The organism is Bacillus sp. WC2507 (assembly GCF_052656125.1).
This window is the reverse complement of the sequence record NZ_JBQXPN010000001.1, coordinates 1407919-1432785: the sequence shown is the minus strand read 5'-3', so window position 1 is coordinate 1432785 and position 24867 is coordinate 1407919. Positions and strand designations below refer to the sequence as shown.

The following is a 24867-nucleotide window of genomic DNA, read 5'->3' as shown; positions in this document are numbered from 1 at the left end:
ATACAACTTCATTCTACCCTAATTGCCATAGGGTGCAAACAAATAAATCACATTGTCTTGCTATCATTAAAGTAGCAAAATTCCCACTTCTTTTCAATTAAAATGCTCATATATTTCATAAAAAAAGCTCCCTTCTACAAGGAAGCTTCCTGCTGACGTAATAAACATGTGAAATGGATATGGACCCTGTAGGACTCGAACCTACGACCGGACGGTTATGAGCCGTCTGCTCTAACCAGCTGAGCTAAGGGTCCACAATTATGTATGTAACAACATATCAAATAAAGGAATCCCTATCGGATATATTCTTTAAGAAATGTAAGATAAATTTACCATATGGAAAAGAAAAGTGTCAATTGTATTTTTCTCATTCAAAAGAAGAAAATTAATAAAAAGAAATTTAGTTATCTCCACTATATGTAAATATAATATATCTTGAGATTCTCTAGATTCCTACGTTACAATGATTTTATACATACATAAAGGAAGTGAATCTATGTCCATATTTACCCAATTAGCAAAAAGCGTATATTCGCCTAAAGATATGGCGCTATTCCGTTTTCAAAAAATCGGAAAAACCATTTTGTATATTATGCTACTTTGTCTAATCACTACTATTCCAAGAACATTCTTTTACGGTAGCTTTATTCAAGATAGTGTTACCATGGTAAATCAAGCAATTGAAAAAGATTTACCTGATTTTAAAATTGAAAATGGTGAACTAAAGGCCGATATTGAACAACCTATTCAAAAAGAAGAGGGAGATGCTCTTTTCGTATTTGATCCAAATACAACAGATATAGAAAAATATCAAAACAAAACTGGTTTATTTATTTTAAAAGATAAAGTAGTTTCTATAGGAAATGGTCAAACACAAACATACTCCTATAATGATTTATTAGGGACATCTCTTGAGAAGAAAGATTTGCAAGATTTTATTTCTGTATTCGATAGTATTTATCCAATTTTACTAGCCGTTATCGGAGTTTTAGTATACCTATTCCAATTATTTATTACTTTCTTAGGAATTACTTTACTTGCGTTTATAGGTTCGGCTATGAGCGGTCAACGTAAATTATCTTATAAGCAAGTATGGACGTTAACTGCTTACAGCTACACAATTCCAACAATCTTCTTTATGATTATGGATTTATTCAAAATCGTTGTACCTGGTTCAACATTCATTTATATCGCAGTTGTTTTAATTGTTCTATACTTAACAATTAAAGAAGTTCCAAAACCGAAAGAAAAATAAGAACGAAAAAAATGCCTAATTAGGCATTTTTTTTTTGGACAAGCATATATTCCTAGCAAAGGAGTGAAGAATATGAAAAGATTAGGTATATTCTTATTCGTGCTTGTTCTTGGTTATATATTTTATTACGATATAAAAATCGGCACTTTACCGATGTTAAGTTCATATAAAAAAACAAATGCGGCCCAAACGATAAAACAAGAAAGTACAGATACAAAACAAAAGAAAGAGAACAAAGCAGAAAAAGAAACAGATGTCACTTATAAAACAATTGAAGTCAAAACAGGTGAGACAGTTCTTTCTATTACCGAACAAATTAACAAGAAAAAAATCCCTTCTATTGAAAAGGTAATTGATGACTTTAAACAACTGAACAAAAGTACATCTGCTACAAAAATACAAATTGGAAAGTCTTATAAATTCCCGTTATATCAATAAGCAATCACTTAATCCTTGTCAATTACATGAAGGCGCTGATACAATAGTAAAAGTGAAACCGAGCACTTCGGTTTCTATAGCCCTGTATCACGTATACTATCATTGATATGAGGGACTAAATAAGAAACTTCTTTTATAAGGAGAGCGATCTATTCGTGAATGAAATGACTCATCGTACAAAAACACGTCCAGTTAAAGTCGGTAATTTAACAATTGGCGGTAATAATGAATTAATTATACAAAGTATGACAACAACAAAAACACATGATGTTGAAGCAACAGTTGCTGAAATTAAACGTTTAGAAGAAGCTGGCTGTCAAGTCGTGCGTGTTGCTGTTCCAGACGAACGCGCAGCAAATGCTATTGCTGATATTAAAAAACAAATCAACATTCCACTTGTTGCTGATATTCATTTTGATTATCGCCTTGCTTTAAAAGCAATTGAAGGTGGCATTGATAAAGTACGTATCAATCCAGGTAACATTGGTCGTCGCCATAAAGTAGAAGCTGTTGTAAATGCAGCAAAAGAACGCGGTATTCCAATCCGTATCGGTGTAAACGCAGGTTCATTAGAGCGTCACATTTTAGAAAAGTATGGATACCCAACTGCAGATGGTATGGTCGAGAGCGCCCTACATCACATTAAAATTTTAGAGGACTTAGATTTCCACGATATTATCGTATCTATGAAAGCCTCTGATGTTAACTTAGCAATTGAAGCATACGACAAAGCTGCTCGTGCTTTTGATTATCCATTACATTTAGGCATTACAGAATCTGGAACATTATTTGCTGGAACTGTAAAAAGTGCCGCTGGTCTTGGAGCAATCTTAAATAAAGGCATCGGAAATACACTACGTATTTCATTAAGTGCTGACCCAGTTGAAGAAGTAAAAGTTGCGCGTGAACTATTAAAGTCATTCGGCCTTGCATCTAATGCAGCAACACTTATTTCTTGTCCAACTTGCGGTCGTATTGAAATTGATTTAATTAGCATCGCTAACGAGGTAGAAGAATACATCTCTACACTAAAAGTACCAATTAAAGTTGCAGTACTTGGCTGTGCTGTAAACGGTCCTGGTGAAGCTCGTGAAGCTGATATCGGTATTGCCGGTGCACGTGGAGAAGGATTATTATTCCGTAAAGGGCAAGTTGTTCGTAAAGTGCCAGAAGAAATAATGGTAGAAGAACTAAAAAAAGAAATCGACGTAATCGCTGCTGAAATGGCTGCTGAACGAGAAAAAGAAAAAGAAACTCAAGAACAATAAAAAGAAGGTTGCCCACAATATTTGTGAGCAACCTTCTTTTCTACGTAAAAAAGCTCGTCAGTTATATAACTGACGAGCTTTTACTTTGCACATTTTGGACAACGACCGTATATTTCAAACTTATGACCTGTTACTTCATAACCGTTAAAATCTTTATTCATAAAATCCATCGGGCAAGAAGTAATCTCTTTCGTTCCCCCGCAATCTAAACAAATAAAATGATGATGATGTTCCATAATAGAACATGTAAAACGAAAATGCTTTTCACCATTTAATTCCGTTTGTTCTAAAACACCGATTTCAGCAAACACCGTTAAGTTACGATAAATCGTATCAAAGCTAAGACCTGGATAATCATCCTTCATATGCTCTAAAACGTCTTTCGCCGTTAAATAACGATTGTGAGCTGCAAATAACCTGAGCATCTCTTCTCTTTTCCCAGTATGTTTGTATCCTTTATCTTTCATTAGGCGTAAAGCTTCTGTTAGATTCATATCTATCCCTACTTTATGCAGTTTTTTTCTTTTTCCATAAAATCGCACCAATTAAAATAAGAACTGCTATCATAACAATTGTACCACCTGGCGCTAGATTAAGTTGATACGAAGCAAACATTCCACCAATTACTGCAATCTCACCAAATAAAATGGAGAAGAAAATTGTTTGTTTAAATCCATTTGCAATACGAATACTTGCTGCAACTGGTAACGTCATTAATGATGATACGAGAAGAACCCCGACTACGCGCATTGATACCGCAATGACAAGAGCAACCAATATAATAAAAATAAAGTGAATCCACTTTGCACTCAAACCGGTTGATACAGCGTATTCCTCATCAAACGATAGTAAAAATAACTCTTTGTATAATAAAGTAATCGTTACAATAACAACAATTGCTACAATGCCGATGATTATTAAATCCGTACTTGTTACAGCACTTACACTACCAAATAAATAACTAAATAAATCTGTGTTAAATCCATTTGCAAGTGAAATAAAAATAACGCCAATCCCCATTCCTGCTGAAAGAATAATCGGAATTGCTAATTCTTGATAATGTTTATATACAGTACGTAATTTTTCAATAAGTAACGCCCCACCAATAGAAAAAATCATTCCCATATATAGCGGATTTAAAAATCCTCCTGTGAAAATTGTTTTTTCTAGTAGTAAACTTGCAGCAATACCCGATAATGTCACGTGACTTAATGCATCCGCAATAAGCGACATACGGCGAATGACAACAAATACACCGATAAGCGGCGCAACAAGCCCTATTAAAATCCCTGCATATAAAGAGTTACGTAAAAAGTCATATTGTAAAAAATCTTGTATCATTATATCCTCCCGTGATGCTCATGCTCGTGTTCTAAACGATGAACATGATGTCCATATAAGACGGACATTTCCGCATCTTCTAACTCTCGGAACTTCTCTACATTTCCATGGAAATGTAAATGTTGGTTTAAGCATGCAACATGTGTTACTTTCTCGGTAACAGCTCCCATATCGTGAGTAACGAGAATTAATGTGATTCCTAACCTTTTGTTTAAATCCTCTAATATCTCATAAAAACTTTCTACATTCTTCACATCGATTCCAACAGTGGGCTCGTCCAAAATAAGTAATTCAGGATCACTAACGAGCGCACGAGCAATAAATACACGCTGTTGTTGTCCACCGGAAAGTTCTCCTATATTGCGCCCTTGAAACTCACTCATCCCTACATCAGCAATCGCTTTTTCTACCTTTTCCTTATCGTTTTTCGTGAAAAAGCGAAACAGCCCTTTTTTCGAAACGAGTCCCATTGACACAACTTCAAAAACAGTTGCCGGAAAACCAGAATTAAAGCTATTTGCCTTTTGCGACACATAACCAACTTTGTTCCATTCTTTAAACTTCTTACTATCAACACCAAACAAACGAATACTTCCCTGTTTTGGCTTTAAAACGCCTAATAAACATTTTAGCAAAGTTGATTTCCCAGAACCATTCGGTCCAACTAAACCTAAAAAAGCTCCCTTCGGAACTTGCAAATTAATATCTTCTAACACATTTCGATCTTCATATCGAAATGACAATCCTTCTATTTCTAATATATTATTCATAGCATCTCACCTATTTTAATTCAGAATGATTCCGATTTATATCTATTTGAATTATAGTACAGCTTATTATAGTTGTAAACCAATCTGCCTAAAATATATCTACTTTTTTCAAGAAACCTTACTATTATAACAAAAAGCAGAGAAAAATTCTCTGCTTTCAAAAAAAATTCCTATAAAGTGAAACCTTAATCAGATGAGGCCATCCCCTACCGATTATTTGCCCTCACCAATCGGGATTTTACGGGCAGTAGCTCTCCGCCTAACTGCTTTGCCCCATCCGAATTTTGAGGTGAGAGTTTTACTGCCCTCAAATAGCTGGATAACTTTTTTAGTGAATAGCCGATTTAAACTTACCGCCATTTGTCTCTTGTGTACTCATAATCGTAACAAACGCATTCTCATCAATTTCATACACAATTGATTTTAACTTTGTCACTTCCAGACGTGTTACAACTGCATAAATAACTTCTTTTTCTTTATCCGTGTAACCGCCTTTCGCTACAAGCTTTGTAGTTCCACGACCAAGACGATGCAAAATCGCATTTGATACTTCCTCATATTGATCTGATACAATTAAAACTGCTTTCGTTTCATCTAAACCTTGAATGACTGTATCAATTGTTTTGAATGCGATATAGTACGTCATAACAGAATACATAGCTTGTTCAACACCAAATACAAATGCTGCCCACGCAAAAATGAATAAGTTCACAAACATTACAAATTCGCCAACAGAGAAAGGTAATTTCTTCGTTAATAAAATCCCCATAATTTCTGTTCCGTCCATTGATCCACCATGACGAATAACGAGCCCTACACCAATACCTAAAATAAGACCACCAAACACTGTCGCTAAAATGGGCTCCGTTGTAAATGGCGGAACAGCATGTAACGTTGATTCAATAAACGCTAAAGCTACAATACCGAACGCCGAAGATAGCATGAACGTTTTTCCGATTTGCTTATAACCTGAATACATAAATGGGATATTGAGAATAACGACTAAAGTAGAGAAACTTAACCACCAAATATTCGGAGTAAGATAATCTAATATAAGAGAAATACCAATAATTCCACCATCAATAATTTTATTTGGCATTAAAAATAGTTCAATCGCTACCGCTGCGCATGCTGCACCAAAAATAATCATAACTAAACGATAAATAAGATGGATAACACTCTCTTTTCGATGTTGCTTTTGCTCCATAAGTCCTCCCTATACTCTTTTTCTATAGTTTTGTCCTTATATTATAACATACGCTTCTTTTTCTCATGAAAAAAGAAACTCTATACGAATATGTACAAGCTACGTACTCATATATTTCGATAGAAGAACGTGTGAAGGAGGATAACTTAATGAACCTCATTAAACAACTTGTAAATAAAAAATTAAATCATATTTCTACAAAAGAGTTATTGAAATATAGCAAAGAATATGAAGTTTCTATTACGACTGCCCAAGCCGATCAAATTGTTTTACTTATGAAAGGAAAGAATATTAACATTTACGATAATGACGAACGACTAGAGCTCTTAAAACAAATAGCAAAAGTAACCTCCCCTGCTACTGCACAACAAGTAAATACTTTATTTCAACAACTACTAAAATAAGGAGGGGAAAAACCCCTCCTTATTGCTTATTGCGCTTTAATTTTCTCAAGAAGTCCTTCATCAAAAGTACCATTTTTCAGCATTTCGATTTCTAATTTATATGGTGGCTTCTTATCTTTTTTATCTTCACCTACATATGGCGTTTCAAGAATTTTTGGTACATGCAATAACTGCGGATGATGCACAATATGATGCAACGCTTTATAACCGATATGACCGAAACCGATGTTTTCATGACGGTCCTTTCCTGCGCCGCGTACATTTTTACTATCATTAATATGAAGTACTTGCAAACGATCAATACCAACAATTTTATCAAATTCGTTTAATACACCGTCAAAGTCATTTACAATATCATATCCGGCATCGTGCGTATGACATGTATCAAAGCATACTGATAGTTTTTCATTATATTTTACACCATCAATAATCTTTGCAATTTCTTCAAAGCTACGACCGCATTCTGTTCCTTTTCCTGCCATCGTTTCTAACGCAATATTAACCGTCTGCTCTGGCGTTAATACTTCATTAAGTCCTTTAATAATTTGTTGAATACCAGCATCCGCCCCTGCACCAACGTGCGCACCTGGGTGAAGAACGATTTGTTTCGCCACACCTAATGCCGATGTTCTTTCAATTTCCATACGAAGGAAATCTACACCTAATTGGAATGTTTCTGGCTTCGTCGTATTCCCGACATTAATAATATACGGCGCATGTACGATAATTTCCTCAATACCGTTTAATTCCATATGTTTTCTTCCTGCTTCTATATTCAATTCTTCAATTGGTTTTCTTCTTGTATTTTGTGGTGCACCTGTATAAATCATAAACGTCGTTGCACCGTATGAAACAGCCTCTTCACTTGCTGCTAATAACATATTCTTACCACTCATGGAAACATGAGATCCAATCTTTAACATACAATCACCTCTTCAATATACAATAGATATAATGATAGCATAATTTGTAGAAATATGTAGTGAATTGTTTGTTCCTAAAACACTACACAAACTTCAACTAGCTACAACGAAACTTTAATCAGTTTTTCCATTATCTAGCAAATAGCAGGGTAAAAAAAAATAAGGGAAATCCCTTATCTTTTTTTATTGCTATATTTTCTCTTCACTTTGTCACGTTCAGTTGCAAGTTTACGTTTATAGTTTGGTTTTACTTTTTTCGGCTTTTTAATAACTTTTGTTGCCATAACGTCAAGTTCATCATTTGGTTTTTTACGGCTCTTACGACGGCGGCGTTCACCTAAATCCGCCCACTCATCTCCGCGTAAATCTACATGCTTGAACTCAATATGACGTTGTTTTTCTAAACTATCCAATGCTTCTTCGTTTGCTGGATCATAAATCGTCACTGCAATACCTGAATGCCCTGCACGTGCTGTTCTTCCAACGCGGTGAACGAAGAAATCTAAATCTGATGGAAGTTCGTAGTTAATAACATGACTAATTCCTTCAATATCAATACCACGAGCTGCTAAATCGGTTGCAACAATATATTGGAATTCAAGGTCACGGATTTGTTTCATCATTTTTTTACGATCACGTGGTGATAAATCTCCGTGAATTCGTCCAACCTTTAAGCCACGTTCCATTAATCCGTCAGCAACCTGATCCGCCATCTTTTTCGTATTCGTGAAAACAACTGCTAAATACGGTTTAAATTGTAGCAACATTTTGTTCACTAAATCGATTTTGTTACGATGTTTAGAAGGTACTAAATAATGCTCAATATTTCCAGCCGCCACTTGTTTTGGATTGATATGAATATGCTCTGGATTTTCCATATATTTCTTCAGAAACGGTTTTAGTTTTTGAGGAATTGTTGCAGAGAAAACTAGCATTTGCAAGTTTTTAGGCATGCGTGCTGCAATTTTGTCTACATCATGAATGAATCCCATATCAAGCATTAAGTCTGCTTCATCGACAATAATAGTATTTGCTTTATGAACAAATAGCGCTTGCTCTTCTACTAAATCTTTAATACGTCCTGGTGTTCCAACTACAATATGAGGTTGTTTTTTCAACTTTTCAATTGAGCGTTGTTTATCAGTTCCACCAATTAAACAGCGTGCTGTAATCATTTGATCTTCCGCACAAAACTTTGTTAATTTCACGATTTCTTCGTAAATTTGTTGTGCTAACTCACGAGTAGGCGCTGTAATAACAAGTTGTACTTCTTCACGACTTGCATTAATTCTGTTCAATGTAGGAAGTAAGTATGCATGTGTTTTCCCAGAACCTGTTTGGGATTGTCCAATTACACTTACACCTTTTTTCACGACTGGGAAAATTTTCTTTTGAATTCCTGTCGGCTCTGTAAAGCGTAGTTCACGAACTGCATCTATTAAAAATGGTTTAAAATCATACTGTGTAAAAGTTTGTTGTGTCATAAGTTACACCTTCTTTCTAAATTTCTACTGCGCGCACAAATCAGTCAAGTCTACATTATATCGAAATCTACAAATAAAAGCCATCTTTAGTTTAGGTTTTTACTTCAAAAACTAACCTTCTTCTCTCTTATTGCATATTGTATGTGTATATACCTAACTGAAGAAAGGAGGATTTCTCACATGTTTCCAAAATCCCCCATGAGGCAGATGTACCCGAATCCAGGCCAGCAGCAACCTTATACACCATATCCAATTCCACAACTACCACCGATGGCACAAAAAAAGAAAGGGTTCCTTGCTAAACTCTTTAAAAAACACGATCCAACCGAACCTTTCATGCAAATGGTTCCGCCTTACCGACAAATGGAAGGACCACCGCCAATGATGCACCAGCAACCGCCACCCGAATATCGACAACAATATCAACAGCAATATCAACAGCAACCGCAATACCAACAACAATACCCGCAGCAATACTCACAACAATATCAGCCATACATGCAGCAGCATCCGGAGCAAATGATCCCCCCTCAAATGTATGAATCAAATGAAAGTCGCGGCGGTTCATCAACTACAGCAGCATCAAGCAGCGGCATCGGCAGTTTTTTTGCGAATTTAATTTCAAATCCAACTAATATGATAAACAATATCGAAAAAGTATCCCAAGTCGTTCAATCTGTAAGCCCTGTCGTCGAACAGTATGGTCCCATTATGCGTAACCTACCAAGCATTGTTAAAATCCTCACCTCTGGAAAAAGTACGGAAGAAGATCAAACTGAAGATCAAGCTGAAGACATAACAGAAAAGGTTAAGGTAGCAACTCCGCCTCCTCCACAAAAAAAAAGAAAAAGAAAAAAAATAGTGATTGAGCCAGTCATAGAAAAAGAAATACGAGAGGAGCCTGTTCAAAAAATAGCAACAAAACCAAAACTATATGTGTAACAATCCTTTGTTTTCTATCCACTCCTCCTTTATAATGTAAAAGACTATGCACAAAAGTATCCCTTGTTTAGAAGGAGAGGATTACTCATATGAAAATTGTTAAAATTTCCCCTCGTGGTTATTGCTACGGTGTTGTGGACGCGATGGTTATTGCACGTAACGCCGCATTAGATACATCATTACCAAGACCTATTTATATTTTAGGTATGATTGTTCACAACAAACATGTAACAGATGCATTCGAAGAAGATGGCATCATTACATTAGACGGTCCAAGTCGATTAGAAATTTTGGATAAAATTGATTCTGGTACTGTTATTTTCACTGCACACGGTGTTTCTCCAGAAGTTAAACAACGCGCAAAAGAAAAAGGTTTAACAACAATCGATGCCACTTGCCCAGATGTTACAAAAACACATGACCTTATTGAAGCAAAGAAAGCTGAAGGTTACCATGTCATTTATATCGGCAAAAAAAATCATCCAGAACCAGAAGGCGCAGTTGGTATTGCACCTGATATCGTTCATCTTATTGAAAGAGCTGATGATTTAAAAACATTAGAAATTCCAACGGATAAAATTTTAGTTACAAATCAAACAACAATGAGCCAATGGGATGTTCAACATTTAATGGAGGACATTCAGAAGAAATTCCCAACAGCAGAATTCCATAAAGAAATCTGTTTAGCAACTCAAGTTCGCCAAGAAGCTGTCGCTAAACAAGCTGATGTTGCAGACTTAACAATTGTTGTTGGCGATCCGAAAAGTAACAATTCAAACCGTTTAGCACAAGTATCACAAGAAATCGCTGGCACGAAAGCATTCCGCGTTGCAGACGTAAGCGAAATCAAATTAGAATGGCTCCAAGGTGTAGAAAACGTAGCTGTTACAGCAGGTGCTTCTACTCCAACTCCAATTACAAAAGAGGTTATCGCTTTCTTAGAGCAATATGACCCAATGAATCCCGCTACATGGGAGAGAGTTCGAAAAGTACCGTTACAAAAAATATTACCTCGCGTAAAAGTGAAAAAAGAACAATAATAAAAACCGTTGCCTATACGTGCAACGGTTTTTATTTCTTATACAAATGTAAATGGATCTGTATGTAACTGCGAAGCATGAATGTGTACATTGAGTTTCTTAGCATCCACTTTTTCTTGTAATTGCTTTTGCACACCTTGCTTCATTACTTTTTCAACGTTATGTCCTGGGTCAACTATATTTAAACCGAGCATCATCGCATCATGAGCAACATGATAATACATATCACCTGTTACATATACATCCGCTCCTTTAAATTTAGCTTGATTGATGTATTTGTTACCATCGCCACCAAGTACAGCTACTTTACGCACTTTATCATCTAATTTCCCAACAACTCGTGCACCCTTTACATCTAATGATTGCTTTACATGTTCCGCAAACTGTCCAAGTGTCATTTCTTCTTGTAAATAGCCTATTTTTCCAAGCCCTAATGTTTCGCCTTTGTTATCAAGTGGGTACACATCATATGCTACTTCTTCATATGGATGCGCCGTTACCATTGCTTTAATCACTTTTCGCTGTAGTGAAGCTGGAATAATCGTTTCGATTCGCACTTCTTCTACGCGTTCTAACTGCCCAGTTTCCCCGATATAAGGATTTGTTCCCTCTTGAGGTACAAACGTACCTGTACCCTCGCTACTAAACGTACAGTGGCTATAATTGCCGATATGACCAGCACCTGCGTCTCCTAATGCTTTTCTTACTTCTTCTGCATGAGTTACTGGCACAAACACAACAATTTTTTTCATTTCTTCTGCGTATGTCGGTGCCAAAACTTCTGTATTTTGCAATCCTAACGCCTCAGCAAGTAAATCATTTACCCCGCCCTTAGCAACATCCACATTTGTATGCGCTGCATAGATTGCAATATCATTTTTCATACACTTTTCAATAATTTTCCCATACGCCTTATCTGTATGAATCGCTTTTAACGGGCTAAAAATTAAAGGGTGATGAGCAATAATAACATTCGCTCCTAGTTGAATTGCTTCATCCACAACTTCTTCCGTTACATCTAACGCAATTAATACGTGCTGCACGGGTTTATTAAGCGCTCCAATCTGCAGGCCAATCTTATCTCCTTCCATCGCCAAATGCTTCGGATACATACTTTCAAATAACGAAATAATTTCATGGCCATTTGGAATTTTACTCATGATAAAACCTCCTCTATCATTTTCATTTTCACTTCTACTTCCGCACGCTTCGCTTTTGTTTCTTCAGAATCAACCGCACGTTCTAACTGCTTTAAAATATTTTGGAAGTTTTTTAATTCCCCTTCCCATTTTTCAACGAAAGCTTCACTTTTTTCTTTTATTAAAAATGGTCCCATAAACAATTCAGCTTGTTTATTTTCAGAATAAGGCAACGTGATGTTTCCTCGCTCCCCTACTAAAATCTCGTAAATTTTCCCATCTTCTTTTACGATTTTTTCATGGATAAGCTCCCATCCATTCTCAATAAACCATTCACGAATGTGATGTGCTGCAATATTCGGCTGTAAAATTAAACGTGTTACACCTTCTAATTTTTCTTTACCACTTTCTAAAATGTCACGAATTAACGCTCCGCCCATTCCAGCAACCGTAATTACATCTACTTCTCCTGGCGCGATAACAGCTAATCCGTTCCCTTTACGCACATCTATTTTATCTTGTAAGCCACTTTCAGCTACAGTTGCTTGCGCAGAGCGAAATGGTCCATCTACAACCTCTCCTGCAACTGCTTTTGTAGCAATATTATTTATAATTGTATAACACGGTAAATACGCATGATCCGACCCAATATCAGCAACTGTAGATCCTACTGGTATTTCACGTACAACTTCTTCTAATCGTTTTGAAAGCTTTACTTCATTCATGTATTTCCATTACTCCTTCTCTTGTCAGTCTGTCTCCATGATAATGAATTTATAGTAGTTGTTGCAAGCCCATAACAACAATTCACTTCTCTATCATTCATCGTATTTTAGAAAATATAGAAAAACAAGCCCTTTGCATAAACAAAAGGCTTGTCATACGGAACTTTATTTTTTCTTAGACAACCAATCAGCTACTTTAGCGGCTTGATCAGCTGGAACTATATTTGGTGGCATATTGCCTTTTCCTTTCGAAAGAATTTCTTTAATTTCATCTTTTGAAAGTTTCCCACCAATTTTTTGTAAATTAGGCCCTACTGCCCCTTGTAACTGATCGCCGTGGCAGCTCGTACAGCTTTGCTTTACAATATCCTCTGGCTTTGATGCTGTTTGTGCTGGCTTCCCGCCATTTTTTGCATCAGCTAACTCTTTAGATTTATTTAGCCCCTGAAATGAAAATACAAACATAACGATAATACCTAATGCTGCAATAAGAGCGAACGGAATCAGCGGATTACGTTTCATATCTCTTCTCCCCCCTCTATACCGCTAAATAGTTAGATGATTCAGTCATTTCCATTGTACTTGAAAACGCTCTATCAGAAAAGAGTAAACTACTAATCGTTAAAAATATTCCATAAATTCAGTTTATTGTTTTTTATTTTTATATCGCTTATTATTTCGATAATTATTAACGTTTTTCATCATATTTTTCACTTTTCTACATATATTTTTGTATAGAATAAACAAAATTAATCGAAAAATCGAAAAATGAGCATTTGCAAATCAAAAGACAATTCTGTAAAATAAATTACAAGAAATTGTAATCGTTGCCGATAGATAAAGTTTAACAAAAATTAACAAAACAAAAAAGTTTACTTCACAAAGGTGAAGTAAACTTAAAGGTAGCCTATTCTAAGAAATCCTTAAGACGCTTACTACGGCTTGGATGTCTTAATTTACGAAGTGCTTTTGCTTCAATTTGACGGATACGTTCTCTCGTTACGCCGAATACTTTCCCAACTTCTTCAAGCGTACGAGTTCGTCCATCATCTAAACCAAAACGAAGACGTAGAACATTTTCTTCACGATCTGTTAGTGTATCTAACACATCTTCTAATTGTTCTTTTAGCAATTCATACGCTGCATGGTCCGCAGGCGATGTTGCTTCTTGGTCTTCAATAAAATCACCTAAATGGGAGTCATCTTCTTCACCAATCGGTGTTTCAAGAGAAACTGGCTCCTGTGCAATTTTTAAGATTTCGCGTACTTTTTCCGGAGCAAGATCCATTTCCTCACCAATCTCTTCTGGAGATGGTTCACGTCCTAAATCTTGTAGTAATTGACGTTGTACACGAATTAACTTATTAATCGTTTCAACCATATGAACTGGGATACGAATTGTTCTTGCTTGGTCTGCAATCGCACGTGTAATTGCTTGGCGAATCCACCAAGTTGCATACGTACTAAATTTGAAACCTTTACGATAATCGAACTTTTCAACCGCTTTAATTAGACCCATATTCCCTTCTTGGATTAAGTCTAAGAAAAGCATACCGCGGCCCACGTAGCGCTTTGCAATACTTACTACAAGACGTAAGTTTGCTTCTGCAAGACGACGTTTCGCTTCTTCATCGCCTTCTTCAATACGCGTTGCAAGTCGAATTTCTTCTTCTGCGGATAATAAATCTACACGACCAATTTCTTTTAAATACATACGAACAGGATCGTTGATTTTAACCCCAGGTGGTACACTTAAATCATTGAGGTCGAATTCTTCTTCCGATTTTGCTATTTGGCGATTATTAGGACCTTCGTCGTTGTCATTGTCGCCAACTAAGTCAATCCCTTGTTCACCTAAATATTCATAGTATTCATCCATTTGATCGGATTCAATTTCAAATCCATTCATGCGTTCTGCAATCTCTTCATATGTAAGAACGCCACGTTTTTTTCCGAGCTCAGTGAGTTGTTCTTTCACTTGCTCAAGGGTCATTTCAGTTTCAATTTGTTTAGAACGAGCTGGTTTGTCAGCCATCTGTTCCCCTCCTTACGCGAGATACAAACATTCATTATACTAAAAATTTATCAAAAAAGCTATTTTCTCGCTTTTTGATTTTGTAAATACGCTACATAATATTTAGCAGCCTCTACAGGATCCGTTTTTTCCATCTGTTTTACCTTAAAGATGATTTCCATCTTTTCAAGTTTTTCTTGATGACGTCTAAGCGTCTCCAAATGGCCTTGTAACACTTCTTCTGTGTATTCTGGATTAATAAATTCATCCGTCGAAATATCAGTGATAATATTTTTCAACTTTTCATCAGAGAGCCAACTTAAAAATGTTCCGACTGAAGGTTCATTTCCCTTTTCATAATATGCGTATAGTTCATATAAAATCCCTTTATGTTCTTCTGTATGAAAATCTTCTATGTGGGATTCCATACGAACAGCCACTTCTGGACTTTGCAACATATGGTAAATAATTTCTCTTTCTGCCCTTTCAAAACCTGTTAACTTCGGCTTTGTTTGAACAATTTGAGACGGCTTAGAAACCTGCTTTACTTGTTTTTGCTGTACCTTTTGTTCTTTGCGATATTGGTGCAATTGATTCAAAAGTGTTTCCATTGAATACGAAAATTCTTGCGATAATGACTTCAAATATGATTCTGCCTGCATCGCATCCTGTAACAACGATAACTCTTTTAAAACACTTTTCACATATTCTTCTTTGCCAGACTCATCTTGCAAATTTTTCCCTAAACGCAAATAATTTATTTTAAAACCAACAAAACTTATACTTGATTTTACAAGATTTTCAAAAGCAGTTGTCCCATATTGTTGCACATATTCATCAGGATCAAGCTTATCTGGCAAGGATGTAACTTTCACTTGGCAACCAACTTGCAACAATAATCGTCCGGCTTTCATCGTCGCTTCTCGTCCTGCTTTATCACCATCATAGCAAAGAACAACAGTTTCAACGTTACGTCGCAGAAGTTTTGCTTGTTCTTCAGTTAAAGCTGTTCCCATTGTCGCAACAGCCTCTTCCACACCACTTTTTACCGCAGCTAGTACGTCGGCATACCCTTCAAAAAGGACCACTTGCCCACGTTTTCTAATAAACGGCCTCGCTTGGTGGAAGTTATACAACAATTTACTTTTGTGAAAAATTGGTGTTTCAGGGCTATTTAAATATTTCGGAGTGTCATCTCCTAACGCCCTTCCACTAAACGCTATCACTTTACCTTGTAACGTATAGATTGGAAACATGACCCTTCCACGGAAGCGATCATAATGACTACCATCCTTCTCGCTTCTTATGAGAAGACCAGCTTGTTCCATACTAGACAGCGATAAACCTCTTTTTTGTAAAATTTTCGTTGCTGCATCCCAAGCAGGTGACGCATAACCAATTTCAAACTTCTCAATCATCTCTTTCGTAATACCACGTTTTAACAAATACGAAAGTGCTTCATTTCCTTCTTCTGTATTTACTAATAAATGATGATAATACTTTTTCAACAGTTCATGAGCTTGTTGCATGATGACAGTGTCATCAGATATGTCTTCTTGTTGTCCTTGCCCTGATGTATACTCTGCAACCGCAATTCCATTTCTTTCACCTAGCTTTTGAACAGCCTCGGTAAAAGCCAATCCTTCCATTTTCATTAGAAAGGAAAATACATTTCCACCTTCTCCACATCCGAAGCAATGAAAAATTTGCTTATCAGATGAAACAGAGAATGAAGGAGAATTCTCACCATGAAATGGACAAAGGCCGAAATAGTTACGCCCCTGTTTTCTAAGTTGAACGTATTCACCAATCACTTCTACAATATCCGATGACGTCCGAATCTGTTCAACAACTTCTTCGGGAATTCTGTTCCCCATAAATCCATCTCCGTGTCGTATTTTGTATTCGATATAAATTAAAAAATTCCTTTATAATTCGACAATATTTTTTCTAAACTTATTAGAAAGTGTTGTCGATCACGTTATCAAACGATTTTGCAGGCCCTTTTCTGCGTAATTTCGCAGATATGTACCTACTATATAAAATTGTATCCATTTGCTCATCTGTTACAAATGTACCTCCTGGAGACAATACATATACACTTTTTCATAAGAAGACTAGCAAGCACTATATCCTATATGATCACGAGATCTGTTTCTTTTGCATGTTGATAAATCAACTTTAGCTTATCCAGCATCTACATAGATCCAATTTCCCTTGCTACTTCCTTAAACGATGAGCATACGATGTGACAAACAAAATTTCGACATGAACTTTCGTTCCAACTTGCACAATTTTCAGCCTTCACAGGATATGCCTCTGCATCAACTAATACGATATTGATGTTTTGCATATTTCTGTATTCTACATCCCTTCTGCGAATCCTTCCATAATGTGCGTTTTCTTGTATAGATTTTGTCGATTTAACGTAATTACATGTCTTTTCGTAAATCCTATCCCTAGTTTATTCTGAAAAATTAAAGTCTAAACGTAAAATATAGGTTTTTATCACAATTTTTTATTATAATATATTTTCTTCAACTACGCTACATATCCCTTTATTTTTTCATCTTCTATTTCAGGATAACGAAACCCTACCTTTAACATAATAAAAAGACAGAAGAATATAAGTATAACCACTCCGCCATAATCTATTACGAAATCAACAGGTATTGTGTTTCTCACGAGCGAAAAAAGCACATTCACCTTTGGTAAATGTGCTAAAACATTTTTTGGTTTTGCACTGCATTCACAATAATGTTGGCTGTTTCTTCAATTGCTTTATTCGATACATCAATTACTTGACAATGTATTTTACCAACTACATTCTCAAAGTGATCAATTTCTTCTTTAATACGATTAATATTGGCATATGTTGCACCGTCACTTAGTCCCAGTGATTTCAATCGCTCTTTTCGAATATGATTCAACTTATCTGGCGTAATTTTCAAACCGAAGCATTTTTCTTTAGCCACTTGATATAATTCTTCAGGCGGATCTACTTCTGGTACGAGTGGTACATTGGCAACTTTTAAACGTTTGTTATGAGCTAAATATTGAGAAAGTGGCGTTTTTGATGTGCGCGAAATCCCAATCAACACGATATCTGCTTTTAAAATACCACGTGCGTCTCTACCATCATCATACTTTACAGCAAACTCAATCGCTTCAATCTTTTTAAAGTATTCTTCATCTAATCTACGAACAACACCCGGCTCATATCTCGGCACTTGCCCTGTAATTTCTTCAATTTGATCAATTAGAGGCCCGATAATATCATATGCCTCTACACCTTCTTTCGCAGCCTCTGTCACTAAATACTGGCGCATGTCAGGCTTTACTAACGTAAAACAGATAAGCGCTTGATTGCTCTTAGCAATCGAAATCACTTCTTTTAATGTCCCTGTATCTTCTACATACGGTACACGTCTAATATCAGGAGCAAATGGGAATTGCCCCATTGCCGCTCGAACAACCAAATCAGCCGTTTCTCCAACAGAGTCAGATACGACATATACGATTTTATTATCCATTTCATTACCTCACTTTAAACAAATTACACTTATTCGTTATTTACTAAGTTTACAAACGCACGTGTAATATTTGTTTTTGTAATTCGTCCAATCACTTCTAAACCTTGTTTCGTATCTTTTACAACTGGCATCGCATCAATCTGTCTTTCTATTAATTCCATCGCAATATCATATAAAGAATCTTCTCTACGACACATCGTAATGTTTGGCATCCTTGTCATGATAATATTAACCGGAAGAGAGGTTAAATCCTGCTTTCCTAAGCTAGCTCGTAATAAATCTTTACGAGATACAACGCCAACTAATAGAATCGCTTGATCTACAACAAATAATGTACCTACGTCCTCTAAAAACATCGTACAAATTGCATCGTATACTGAGACATTTTTATCAATTACAACTGGTCTAGATTGATAATCTTGTACTTTAATTTTCTTAACAGCTTCAGATAATAGCTGCCCCCCAGTTTTACCCGTATAAAAATAACCTACGCGTGGACGCGCTTCTAAATAACCAGCCATCGTTAAAATTGCTAAGTCTGGTCTTAGCGTTGCACGTGTTAATCCCAATTGCGCAGCAATTGACTCCCCTGTAATAGGACCGTGATCTTTTACAATCTGAATGATATGTTCTTGCCGTTTATTCAGCTCTATGATAATCACCACCTTTAATGCACAACGAAAAAAGTTATACTATCTCTTAAATATTATATACTAAATATGCTATTCGAAAAAGATAGGATGTAAAAAGGACCGTATACGGCCCAAAATTAAATTTGAAACTTATCAAGTTGTTCTAAGAAACGTCTTGATTTCAAATAAATCCCGCAATATTCATCATAATATGTATTCAATACTAAACGCATTTGTTTTTTTGTGCTATCCTTCACTGATACATTGCCAAGTCTATGTAAATCGAAGTGGTAGAAAAGACGTAATAATTTATGAACCGCTTCCCCCACTGGTATACGATACTGGTCCTGCTCAGCATGACGCGAGCACAGAAAACCGCCTTCCCGAACAGAGAAGGCGACAAAATCTGTTTCTTGATGACAAATCGCACATGTATCAAAGTACGGGCGCATCCCTAATACCGGAAGCATTTTCGTTTGATAAATTAATGACAATACTTCTGGATCAACACCCTCACACATATAATGCAACGTTTGATATAACATTTCAAATAAATATGGATTATGTTTTTTATCTTCTGTTGCTTTATCAGTTAACTCGACAATAAATGATGCATAAGCAGTTAAAAATATATCCTCGCGAATTTCTTTCATAGTTGAAATAATCTCGCCTTGTTGCAAAGTTCCAAGTCCAGATCCCATTTGAATAAGAAAATTACCATGGGTCATAAGTTGCGAAACAGATGCTAACCGACTTTTCGGTTTTTTCGCGCCTCTTGCCATTGCACTTACCTTACCCAATTCTCTTGAGAATATTGTAACAATCTTGTTCGTTTCTCCGTAATCTGTCGTACGGATAACGATGCCCTCAACTTTTTGAAACATGTTCGTCACCATCCAAGGTTTGAACAAAACGGGTCAAGAAATTGGAGAGTCTAGATGCGCTAGCTCCTCTTCATGTTGATCCATCTCATCGTTTACGTCTTTTTCCATTTCTTTCAAAAGCAAGTACGTTTCAATGCTTCCTGTTTTGGAGAAAAACTTCCAGGTAAAATCTAGCATAAGAATCCACCTTTCTCAATAAGCGTAGCCTATAAACCAATTTCCTTTGTTGTTATTAAATTGACCCATTTTGTCCATTTTCATGTGAGAAAAATTTTTCCTAATTTATCAAAACTCATAAAAACCAATAATCAGCGGATGAACAAAACATCCACTGATTACAACTTTACTCTATTTTAGTACTCGTCTTCGCGGAAACCAAGGTCACGAAGCTGAGACATTTTATTACGCCAATCTTTTTGCACTTTTACCCATACTTCTAAAAATACTTTAGAACCAAGTAATGCTTCAATATCAAAACGAGCTCGCTTACCAACTTCTTTTAACATCTTCCCTTGTTTTCCGATAATAATTCCTTTTTGCGATGGACGTTCAACAACAATCGTTGCATTAATATAAACTGCCCCGCCTTCGCGTTTTTGAATTGCATCGATAACAACAGCCACAGAATGCGGCACTTCTTCACGTGTTAAATGTAGTACTTTCTCACGAATAAGCTCTGCAATAATAAATCTCTCTGGATGATCCGTTACTTGATTATCTGGGTAGTATTGTGGTCCTTCTGGTAAATACTTTTTAATTGTTCCAATTAAAGCGTCCACATTATTACCGTCTAATGCAGAAATCGGCACAATCTCTGCGAACTCATGTAGTTTGCGATATTGATCAATTAACTCTAATAATTGCTCCGGATGAAGTTGGTCAATTTTATTAATTACTAAAAATACTGGTTGTTTCGTTTCTTTTAATTTCTCAATAATAAATTCCTCACCACGACCAAATCCTTCAACTGCATTGACCATAAACAGAACAATATCAACTTCTTTTAATGTCGTTTGAGCCATCTTCACCATGAAGTCGCCTAGTTTATGTTTAGGTTTATGTATTCCTGGTGTATCAATGAAAATTACTTGTGAATCATTTTCTGTATATACGCCTTGAATTTTATTACGAGTTGTTTGTGGCTTGTCACTCATAATGGCAATTTTTTGCCCGATAATACGATTTAAAAATGTAGATTTTCCAACATTCGGTCTGCCAATAATAGAGACAAAACCTGATTTATAACCTTTATTATTCATGTAAATCCTCCGCTAAAAATGCTCCTGGCAACAATTCTCCGACTGTCGTCTCTTGAACGTCACCATGTAAATTTGACAGGTATACTTTCGTATCCTGTTTACATAATTCTACCATAACTTGTCGACATGCTCCACAAGGAGGTACTGGACGCTTTGTATCCGCCACAATCGCGATAGCTACAAACTCTTTATCTCCTTCAGAAACCGCCTTAAATATAGCTGTTCTTTCTGCACAGTTACATAAGCCATATGATGCATTCTCAACATTACATCCACGATATACTTTTCCATCCTGTGTTAATAATGCTGCACCGACTTGAAATTTAGAATATGGTACGTACGCTTGTTTACGCGCTTCGATTGCTTCTTGAATTAATTGTTTACTATTCATATTCCCGCATCCTTCCTGTTCACAGCTGTGAATAGATACACTCTCTTATTAAAGGCCTTTACAGCACTTCCAAAGCTTAATAAAAACTTTGGAATGCAACTATACCACATACGGTAAAAAGATAATAGCACCAATTATAACAGCTATTATAGCAAACAATAAAACCGCTCCCGCTGCGACATCCTTTGCAATTTTCGCAAACGGATGTATATCGGTAGTCGCTAAATCTACTGTTTTTTCCACAGCTGTATTTACCATCTCTAAACTCATTACCATTCCTATTACAATAAGTAATACCATCCACTCTACTTTCGTAATACGGAAATAAAAGCCGCAGCATATAACAATGACTGCGGCTAAATAATGAATTTTCATATTTCGTTCATGACGAAGGCAAAAGAATACACCTGCTATAGCATACCCAAAACTATCTATAAGTTTTCCTTTTTTCATCGTCCTAATCCAAATGCTTCTAAAATTTCTTTTTGTCTTCCAAACATTTCTTTTTCATCTTCTTCTGTCATGTGGTCATAACCAAGTAAATGTAAAAATCCATGTAACGCTAAAAAGCCAAGTTCACGATCAAAAGAATGCCCATACTCTTCAGCTTGTTCTTTCGCTCTCGGAATAGAAATAATAAGGTCACCTAACATACGCGGCATCTCTACACCTACAATTTCCATTTCCCCTTCTCCCATTTCTTCCATAGCAAAGGAAATGACATCAGTAGGCTGATCCTTATCTCGGTAATCACGATTAATCTCGCGAATGCGTTCGTTATCTACAAATGTCACTGATAACTCAGCACCATCCTCTATTTTTTCCATTTGAGCCGCTTTTCCTAATATCTCACGAATTAAATTTACATATTCTTCTTTCACTTCTTCTGTTTCATCAATGAAATCAATTAATAAACTCATTCTTTCTCCTTCTCTTCCGGTGGCTCCGGATATGTAATACGCGAATGGAAAATACCATTTAACGTTTCACATAACGTTTTTCCAACGATTTGTAGTTCCTTAAATGTCAAATCACATTCACTAAATTGCCCATCTTGCAAGCGATCTTTAATAATACTTTGTACTAAATTATTAATTTGCTCTGGCGTTGGGTGATTCATAGAACGTACCGCCGCCTCAACACTATCAGCAATACCAACAATCGCCGATTCTTTAGAAGTTGCTTTTGATCCCGGGTAACGGAACATCTCTTCTGTATATTTTTCTTTATCTTCTTTAATCGCCTTATAATAAAAATATTTAAGTAGTGTTGTACCATGGTGTTGTCCAGCAATATCGATAATTTCTTGCGGAATATGGTATTCTTCGAGCATTTTTACTCCATCTGTTACATGAGCAATGATAATGTCTTTACTAGTCACAGGATCTAATTTATCATGTGGATTTTCAATTCCCATCTGGTTTTCAATAAAGAATTGTGGTTGTACTGTTTTTCCTACATCATGATAATACGCCCCTACACGTGCTAATACTCCATTTGCTCCAACCGCTTCACAAGCTGCCTCAGAAAGATTCGCTACCATTACACTGTGGTGATATGTTCCTGGCGCTTCTAACAAAATTCTACGCAAAAGCGGATGATTTGGACTTGATAGTTCCATAAGCTTCATGCTTGATACAATTCCAAGTCCACTCTCTAAATATGGTAATATCCCCATAGCTAAAACGGATGAGATAATTCCTGAAACGGAAGCCATTAATAATTGCGTACCAATTTCAAGAGGTGAAAAATTCCCATTACGTAATAATAATAACGCTGCCAAGACGACTACATTTAAGATAGAAACAAGTATACCGGCTTGCAAAATCATCGTACGACGATTTTTTTCTCTTAAGAAAATACTCACTGATAATGAACTTAATAACACATAAATACCTACACTATAATTCAGTGTACTTGTTACCCCTTCATTAAACATAATACTTCCGCACACAGAAAAAATCATACTTGTTAAAAATACAAACCGATCGCCAATCATTAGTTTTACAAGTATTGTTCCCATCGCAACTGGGACAACATACGCAATTCCTGCATACTCAAGCTTTTGAAACAAACTAATAATTTTCATTAAAACAATCGTGATAGACAAGATTGTAATATACGCTAAAATATATGGTCTATCTTCTCTTTTCCGCTGTAAAAATACTTCAAACTGCTTATGCATAAAGTATAGCAACACACCAATGAGCACCGCTAATCCAACATAAGGTTGGAAACTATTTCCTTTTTCTAATAAACCGACTAATTTCAACTGATTATACATATCACTTGAAATTGTTTCGCCTTCTCTAACAATAACTTGTCCTTGAAGAATATAAACAGGCGGAACTAAATCTTCTTCCGCTTTCTTCCTCTCTTTCGTTACAACAGGATCATAAAAATAATTTGCTGTAATCGCATATGATCCTAGCGCATTAACAGCTTCCTTCAATCCGCTATTCACATTAAGGCTTTTCATTTCATTAACAAAACGCTCTTTTGCTGCTATTTCTTCGGACATTTTAATATTTCCACCCATAATAACACTAACAGACGTTAAAGCCGCGTTCTTTGCTAATTCTAATTGATCCGGTTCTGAATTAATAAAGTATAATAAATTCTCATCAGATAATTCCTTTATTAAATTAGATGGTAACTTCTTCTTCAACTTTTCTAATTTATTGGCATCAGTCATCTTTTTTTGCTCTTCAGGCCCAGCAGCTTTCATCTCTTGAATTACTTCATTTACCTTGGCAAAAACATCATTTACAATATCTACTCTATTTTGTTTATATTCACTTCTATATGTATATTGATCCCCAACTTTTTGAGCGGCCTCTTGTTTTTTTCTGTCCGTTATAACTTTATCTTCAATTTTAATAGGAGAGTGGATTGTTTTTTTCGCAATAGAATACATATCAACATCTAATTGCTCTGGTTTCACATTATTCATAAGTGCAAAAAACAGCACCGCTCCTAATAAAACGTAAGAAATCCAACTTAGTTTTTTCGAATGTTGTAAATTACGAAACCACTTAGAAATTTCTTGAGATCTTAACATGATTTCAATACCTTCTCCTCTCTAGAAATAAAGTGAAACTATTTATAGCTTTCATTTCTTCTAGCCAACGATACTTTTAGGTAACATCTCTATACACCAGTACCTATAGTTTATTTCTCTTATCTTTTATGATAGTAAAAAATATGCCGTTCGCCAA

The 24867-nt window shown here is 35.9% G+C and carries 27 protein-coding genes and 1 tRNA gene; 6 read left to right on the top strand and 22 right to left on the bottom strand.

From position 1 onward, the window contains the following. Positions 1-180: 180 nt before the first annotated feature. A tRNA-Ile gene (locus tag ACUN28_RS07675) sits at positions 181-254 on the bottom strand. A gap of 242 nt (positions 255-496) precedes the next feature. Here ACUN28_RS07675 and ACUN28_RS07670 point away from each other — a divergent pair. From ACUN28_RS07670 to ispG, 3 genes are all read left to right on the top strand, one after another. After that, a complete protein-coding gene (locus tag ACUN28_RS07670; protein ID WP_016086261.1) occupies positions 497-1255 on the top strand; it encodes a DUF1189 domain-containing protein in 759 nt (252 codons plus the stop codon). A 72-nt stretch (positions 1256-1327) separates the two neighbouring features. Then, positions 1328-1693 carry a hypothetical protein gene (locus ACUN28_RS07665; RefSeq protein WP_000825407.1) on the top strand — a complete coding sequence of 122 codons (366 nt, stop codon included), beginning with the start codon at positions 1328-1330 and terminating at the stop codon, positions 1691-1693. A gap of 164 nt (positions 1694-1857) precedes the next feature. Next, complete coding sequence (ispG, locus tag ACUN28_RS07660; RefSeq protein ID WP_141533940.1) at positions 1858-2961, top strand: flavodoxin-dependent (E)-4-hydroxy-3-methylbut-2-enyl-diphosphate synthase; 1104 nt, start codon at positions 1858-1860, stop codon at positions 2959-2961. Between the two features lie 80 nt (positions 2962-3041). Here ispG and ACUN28_RS07655 read toward each other — a convergent pair whose 3' ends face one another. The 4 genes from ACUN28_RS07655 to ACUN28_RS07640 all read right to left on the bottom strand — a co-directional run bounded on the left by ACUN28_RS07655 (position 3042) and on the right by ACUN28_RS07640 (position 6279). After that, on the bottom strand, positions 3042-3455 hold the full coding sequence (locus tag ACUN28_RS07655) for a Fur family transcriptional regulator (protein WP_001054512.1): 414 nt from the start codon (positions 3453-3455) through the stop codon (positions 3042-3044). A gap of 13 nt (positions 3456-3468) precedes the next feature. Beyond that, on the bottom strand, positions 3469-4302 hold the full coding sequence (locus tag ACUN28_RS07650) for a metal ABC transporter permease (RefSeq protein WP_016086259.1): 834 nt from the start codon (positions 4300-4302) through the stop codon (positions 3469-3471). Then, positions 4302-5072, bottom strand: coding sequence for a metal ABC transporter ATP-binding protein (locus tag ACUN28_RS07645; protein ID WP_001059649.1), 771 nt, complete (start codon positions 5070-5072; stop codon positions 4302-4304). Before ACUN28_RS07645 ends, ACUN28_RS07650 begins: the two co-directional genes overlap by 1 nt. A 328-nt stretch (positions 5073-5400) precedes the next feature. After that, positions 5401-6279 carry a YitT family protein gene (locus ACUN28_RS07640; RefSeq protein ID WP_016086258.1) on the bottom strand — a complete coding sequence of 293 codons (879 nt, stop codon included), beginning with the start codon at positions 6277-6279 and terminating at the stop codon, positions 5401-5403. A 149-nt stretch (positions 6280-6428) separates the two neighbouring features. On the opposite strand from ACUN28_RS07640, the gene ACUN28_RS07635 reads away from it, so the two are divergent. Continuing rightward, on the top strand, positions 6429-6683 hold the full coding sequence (locus ACUN28_RS07635) for a DUF2624 domain-containing protein (protein WP_001048965.1): 255 nt from the start codon (positions 6429-6431) through the stop codon (positions 6681-6683). Positions 6684-6709: 26 nt separating this feature from the next. Here ACUN28_RS07635 and ACUN28_RS07630 read toward each other — a convergent pair whose 3' ends face one another. Both ACUN28_RS07630 and ACUN28_RS07625 read right to left on the bottom strand, forming a co-directional pair. After that, on the bottom strand, positions 6710-7606 hold the full coding sequence (locus ACUN28_RS07630; protein ID WP_016086257.1) for a deoxyribonuclease IV: 897 nt from the start codon (positions 7604-7606) through the stop codon (positions 6710-6712). Between the two features lie 173 nt (positions 7607-7779). Then, a complete protein-coding gene (locus ACUN28_RS07625) occupies positions 7780-9090 on the bottom strand; it encodes a DEAD/DEAH box helicase (protein WP_016086256.1) in 1311 nt (436 codons plus the stop codon). A 180-nt stretch (positions 9091-9270) separates the two neighbouring features. Here ACUN28_RS07625 and vrrA point away from each other — a divergent pair, with 180 nt between their 5' ends. Then, positions 9271-10032, top strand: a complete 762-nt coding sequence (gene vrrA, locus ACUN28_RS07620) for a VrrA/YqfQ family protein (RefSeq protein WP_016086255.1) — start codon at positions 9271-9273, stop codon at positions 10030-10032. Between the two features lie 89 nt (positions 10033-10121). Continuing rightward, positions 10122-11072 (top strand): 4-hydroxy-3-methylbut-2-enyl diphosphate reductase, encoded by a 951-nt coding sequence (locus ACUN28_RS07615; protein ID WP_016086254.1) that lies wholly within the window; start codon positions 10122-10124, stop codon positions 11070-11072. Between the two features lie 38 nt (positions 11073-11110). Here ACUN28_RS07615 and ACUN28_RS07610 read toward each other — a convergent pair whose 3' ends face one another. From ACUN28_RS07610 to ACUN28_RS07540, 15 genes are all read right to left on the bottom strand, one after another. Beyond that, positions 11111-12232 (bottom strand): Nif3-like dinuclear metal center hexameric protein, encoded by a 1122-nt coding sequence (locus ACUN28_RS07610; protein WP_016086253.1) that lies wholly within the window; start codon positions 12230-12232, stop codon positions 11111-11113. After that, entirely contained in the window at positions 12229-12936 is a 708-nt protein-coding gene (locus tag ACUN28_RS07605; RefSeq protein WP_016086252.1) for a tRNA (adenine(22)-N(1))-methyltransferase, read from the bottom strand. Before ACUN28_RS07605 ends, ACUN28_RS07610 begins: the two co-directional genes overlap by 4 nt. A 165-nt stretch (positions 12937-13101) precedes the next feature. Further along, positions 13102-13458 carry a cytochrome c550 gene (cccA, locus tag ACUN28_RS07600; protein WP_000828145.1) on the bottom strand — a complete coding sequence of 119 codons (357 nt, stop codon included), beginning with the start codon at positions 13456-13458 and terminating at the stop codon, positions 13102-13104. A gap of 385 nt (positions 13459-13843) precedes the next feature. Beyond that, a complete protein-coding gene (rpoD, locus tag ACUN28_RS07595) occupies positions 13844-14971 on the bottom strand; it encodes an RNA polymerase sigma factor RpoD (RefSeq protein ID WP_000764060.1) in 1128 nt (375 codons plus the stop codon). Between the two features lie 59 nt (positions 14972-15030). After that, a complete protein-coding gene (gene dnaG / locus ACUN28_RS07590; protein ID WP_016086251.1) occupies positions 15031-16827 on the bottom strand; it encodes a DNA primase in 1797 nt (598 codons plus the stop codon). Positions 16828-17147: 320 nt separating this feature from the next. Continuing rightward, a complete protein-coding gene (locus tag ACUN28_RS07585; RefSeq protein ID WP_170959979.1) occupies positions 17148-17303 on the bottom strand; it encodes a hypothetical protein in 156 nt (51 codons plus the stop codon). Positions 17304-17670: 367 nt separating this feature from the next. Then, entirely contained in the window at positions 17671-18483 is an 813-nt protein-coding gene (locus tag ACUN28_RS07580; protein ID WP_016086250.1) for a pyruvate, water dikinase regulatory protein, read from the bottom strand. A 29-nt stretch (positions 18484-18512) separates the two neighbouring features. Then, positions 18513-19145 carry a helix-turn-helix transcriptional regulator gene (locus ACUN28_RS07575; protein WP_016086249.1) on the bottom strand — a complete coding sequence of 211 codons (633 nt, stop codon included), beginning with the start codon at positions 19143-19145 and terminating at the stop codon, positions 18513-18515. 107 nt (positions 19146-19252) lie between these two features. Next, positions 19253-19999, bottom strand: a complete 747-nt coding sequence (gene recO / locus ACUN28_RS07570) for a DNA repair protein RecO (protein WP_016086248.1) — start codon at positions 19997-19999, stop codon at positions 19253-19255. A gap of 33 nt (positions 20000-20032) precedes the next feature. Continuing rightward, positions 20033-20176, bottom strand: a complete 144-nt coding sequence (locus ACUN28_RS07565; protein ID WP_000883924.1) for a YqzL family protein — start codon at positions 20174-20176, stop codon at positions 20033-20035. Positions 20177-20352: 176 nt separating this feature from the next. Further along, on the bottom strand, positions 20353-21258 hold the full coding sequence (era, locus tag ACUN28_RS07560) for a GTPase Era (RefSeq protein WP_016086247.1): 906 nt from the start codon (positions 21256-21258) through the stop codon (positions 20353-20355). Next, a complete protein-coding gene (locus ACUN28_RS07555) occupies positions 21251-21649 on the bottom strand; it encodes a cytidine deaminase (protein WP_016086246.1) in 399 nt (132 codons plus the stop codon). The genes era and ACUN28_RS07555 overlap by 8 nt, the downstream gene beginning before the upstream one ends. Before the next feature lie 99 nt (positions 21650-21748). Next, positions 21749-22102, bottom strand: a complete 354-nt coding sequence (locus ACUN28_RS07550) for a diacylglycerol kinase family protein (protein WP_016086245.1) — start codon at positions 22100-22102, stop codon at positions 21749-21751. Continuing rightward, the gene (gene ybeY / locus ACUN28_RS07545; RefSeq protein ID WP_000054692.1) at positions 22099-22569 is read right to left on the bottom strand and encodes an rRNA maturation RNase YbeY; all 471 of its coding nucleotides are present in this window, start codon (positions 22567-22569) and stop codon (positions 22099-22101) included. The genes ACUN28_RS07550 and ybeY overlap by 4 nt, the downstream gene beginning before the upstream one ends. Beyond that, positions 22566-24710, bottom strand: a complete 2145-nt coding sequence (locus ACUN28_RS07540; protein WP_016086244.1) for an HD family phosphohydrolase — start codon at positions 24708-24710, stop codon at positions 22566-22568. The genes ybeY and ACUN28_RS07540 overlap by 4 nt, the downstream gene beginning before the upstream one ends. Between the last annotated feature and the right edge of the window lie 157 nt (positions 24711-24867).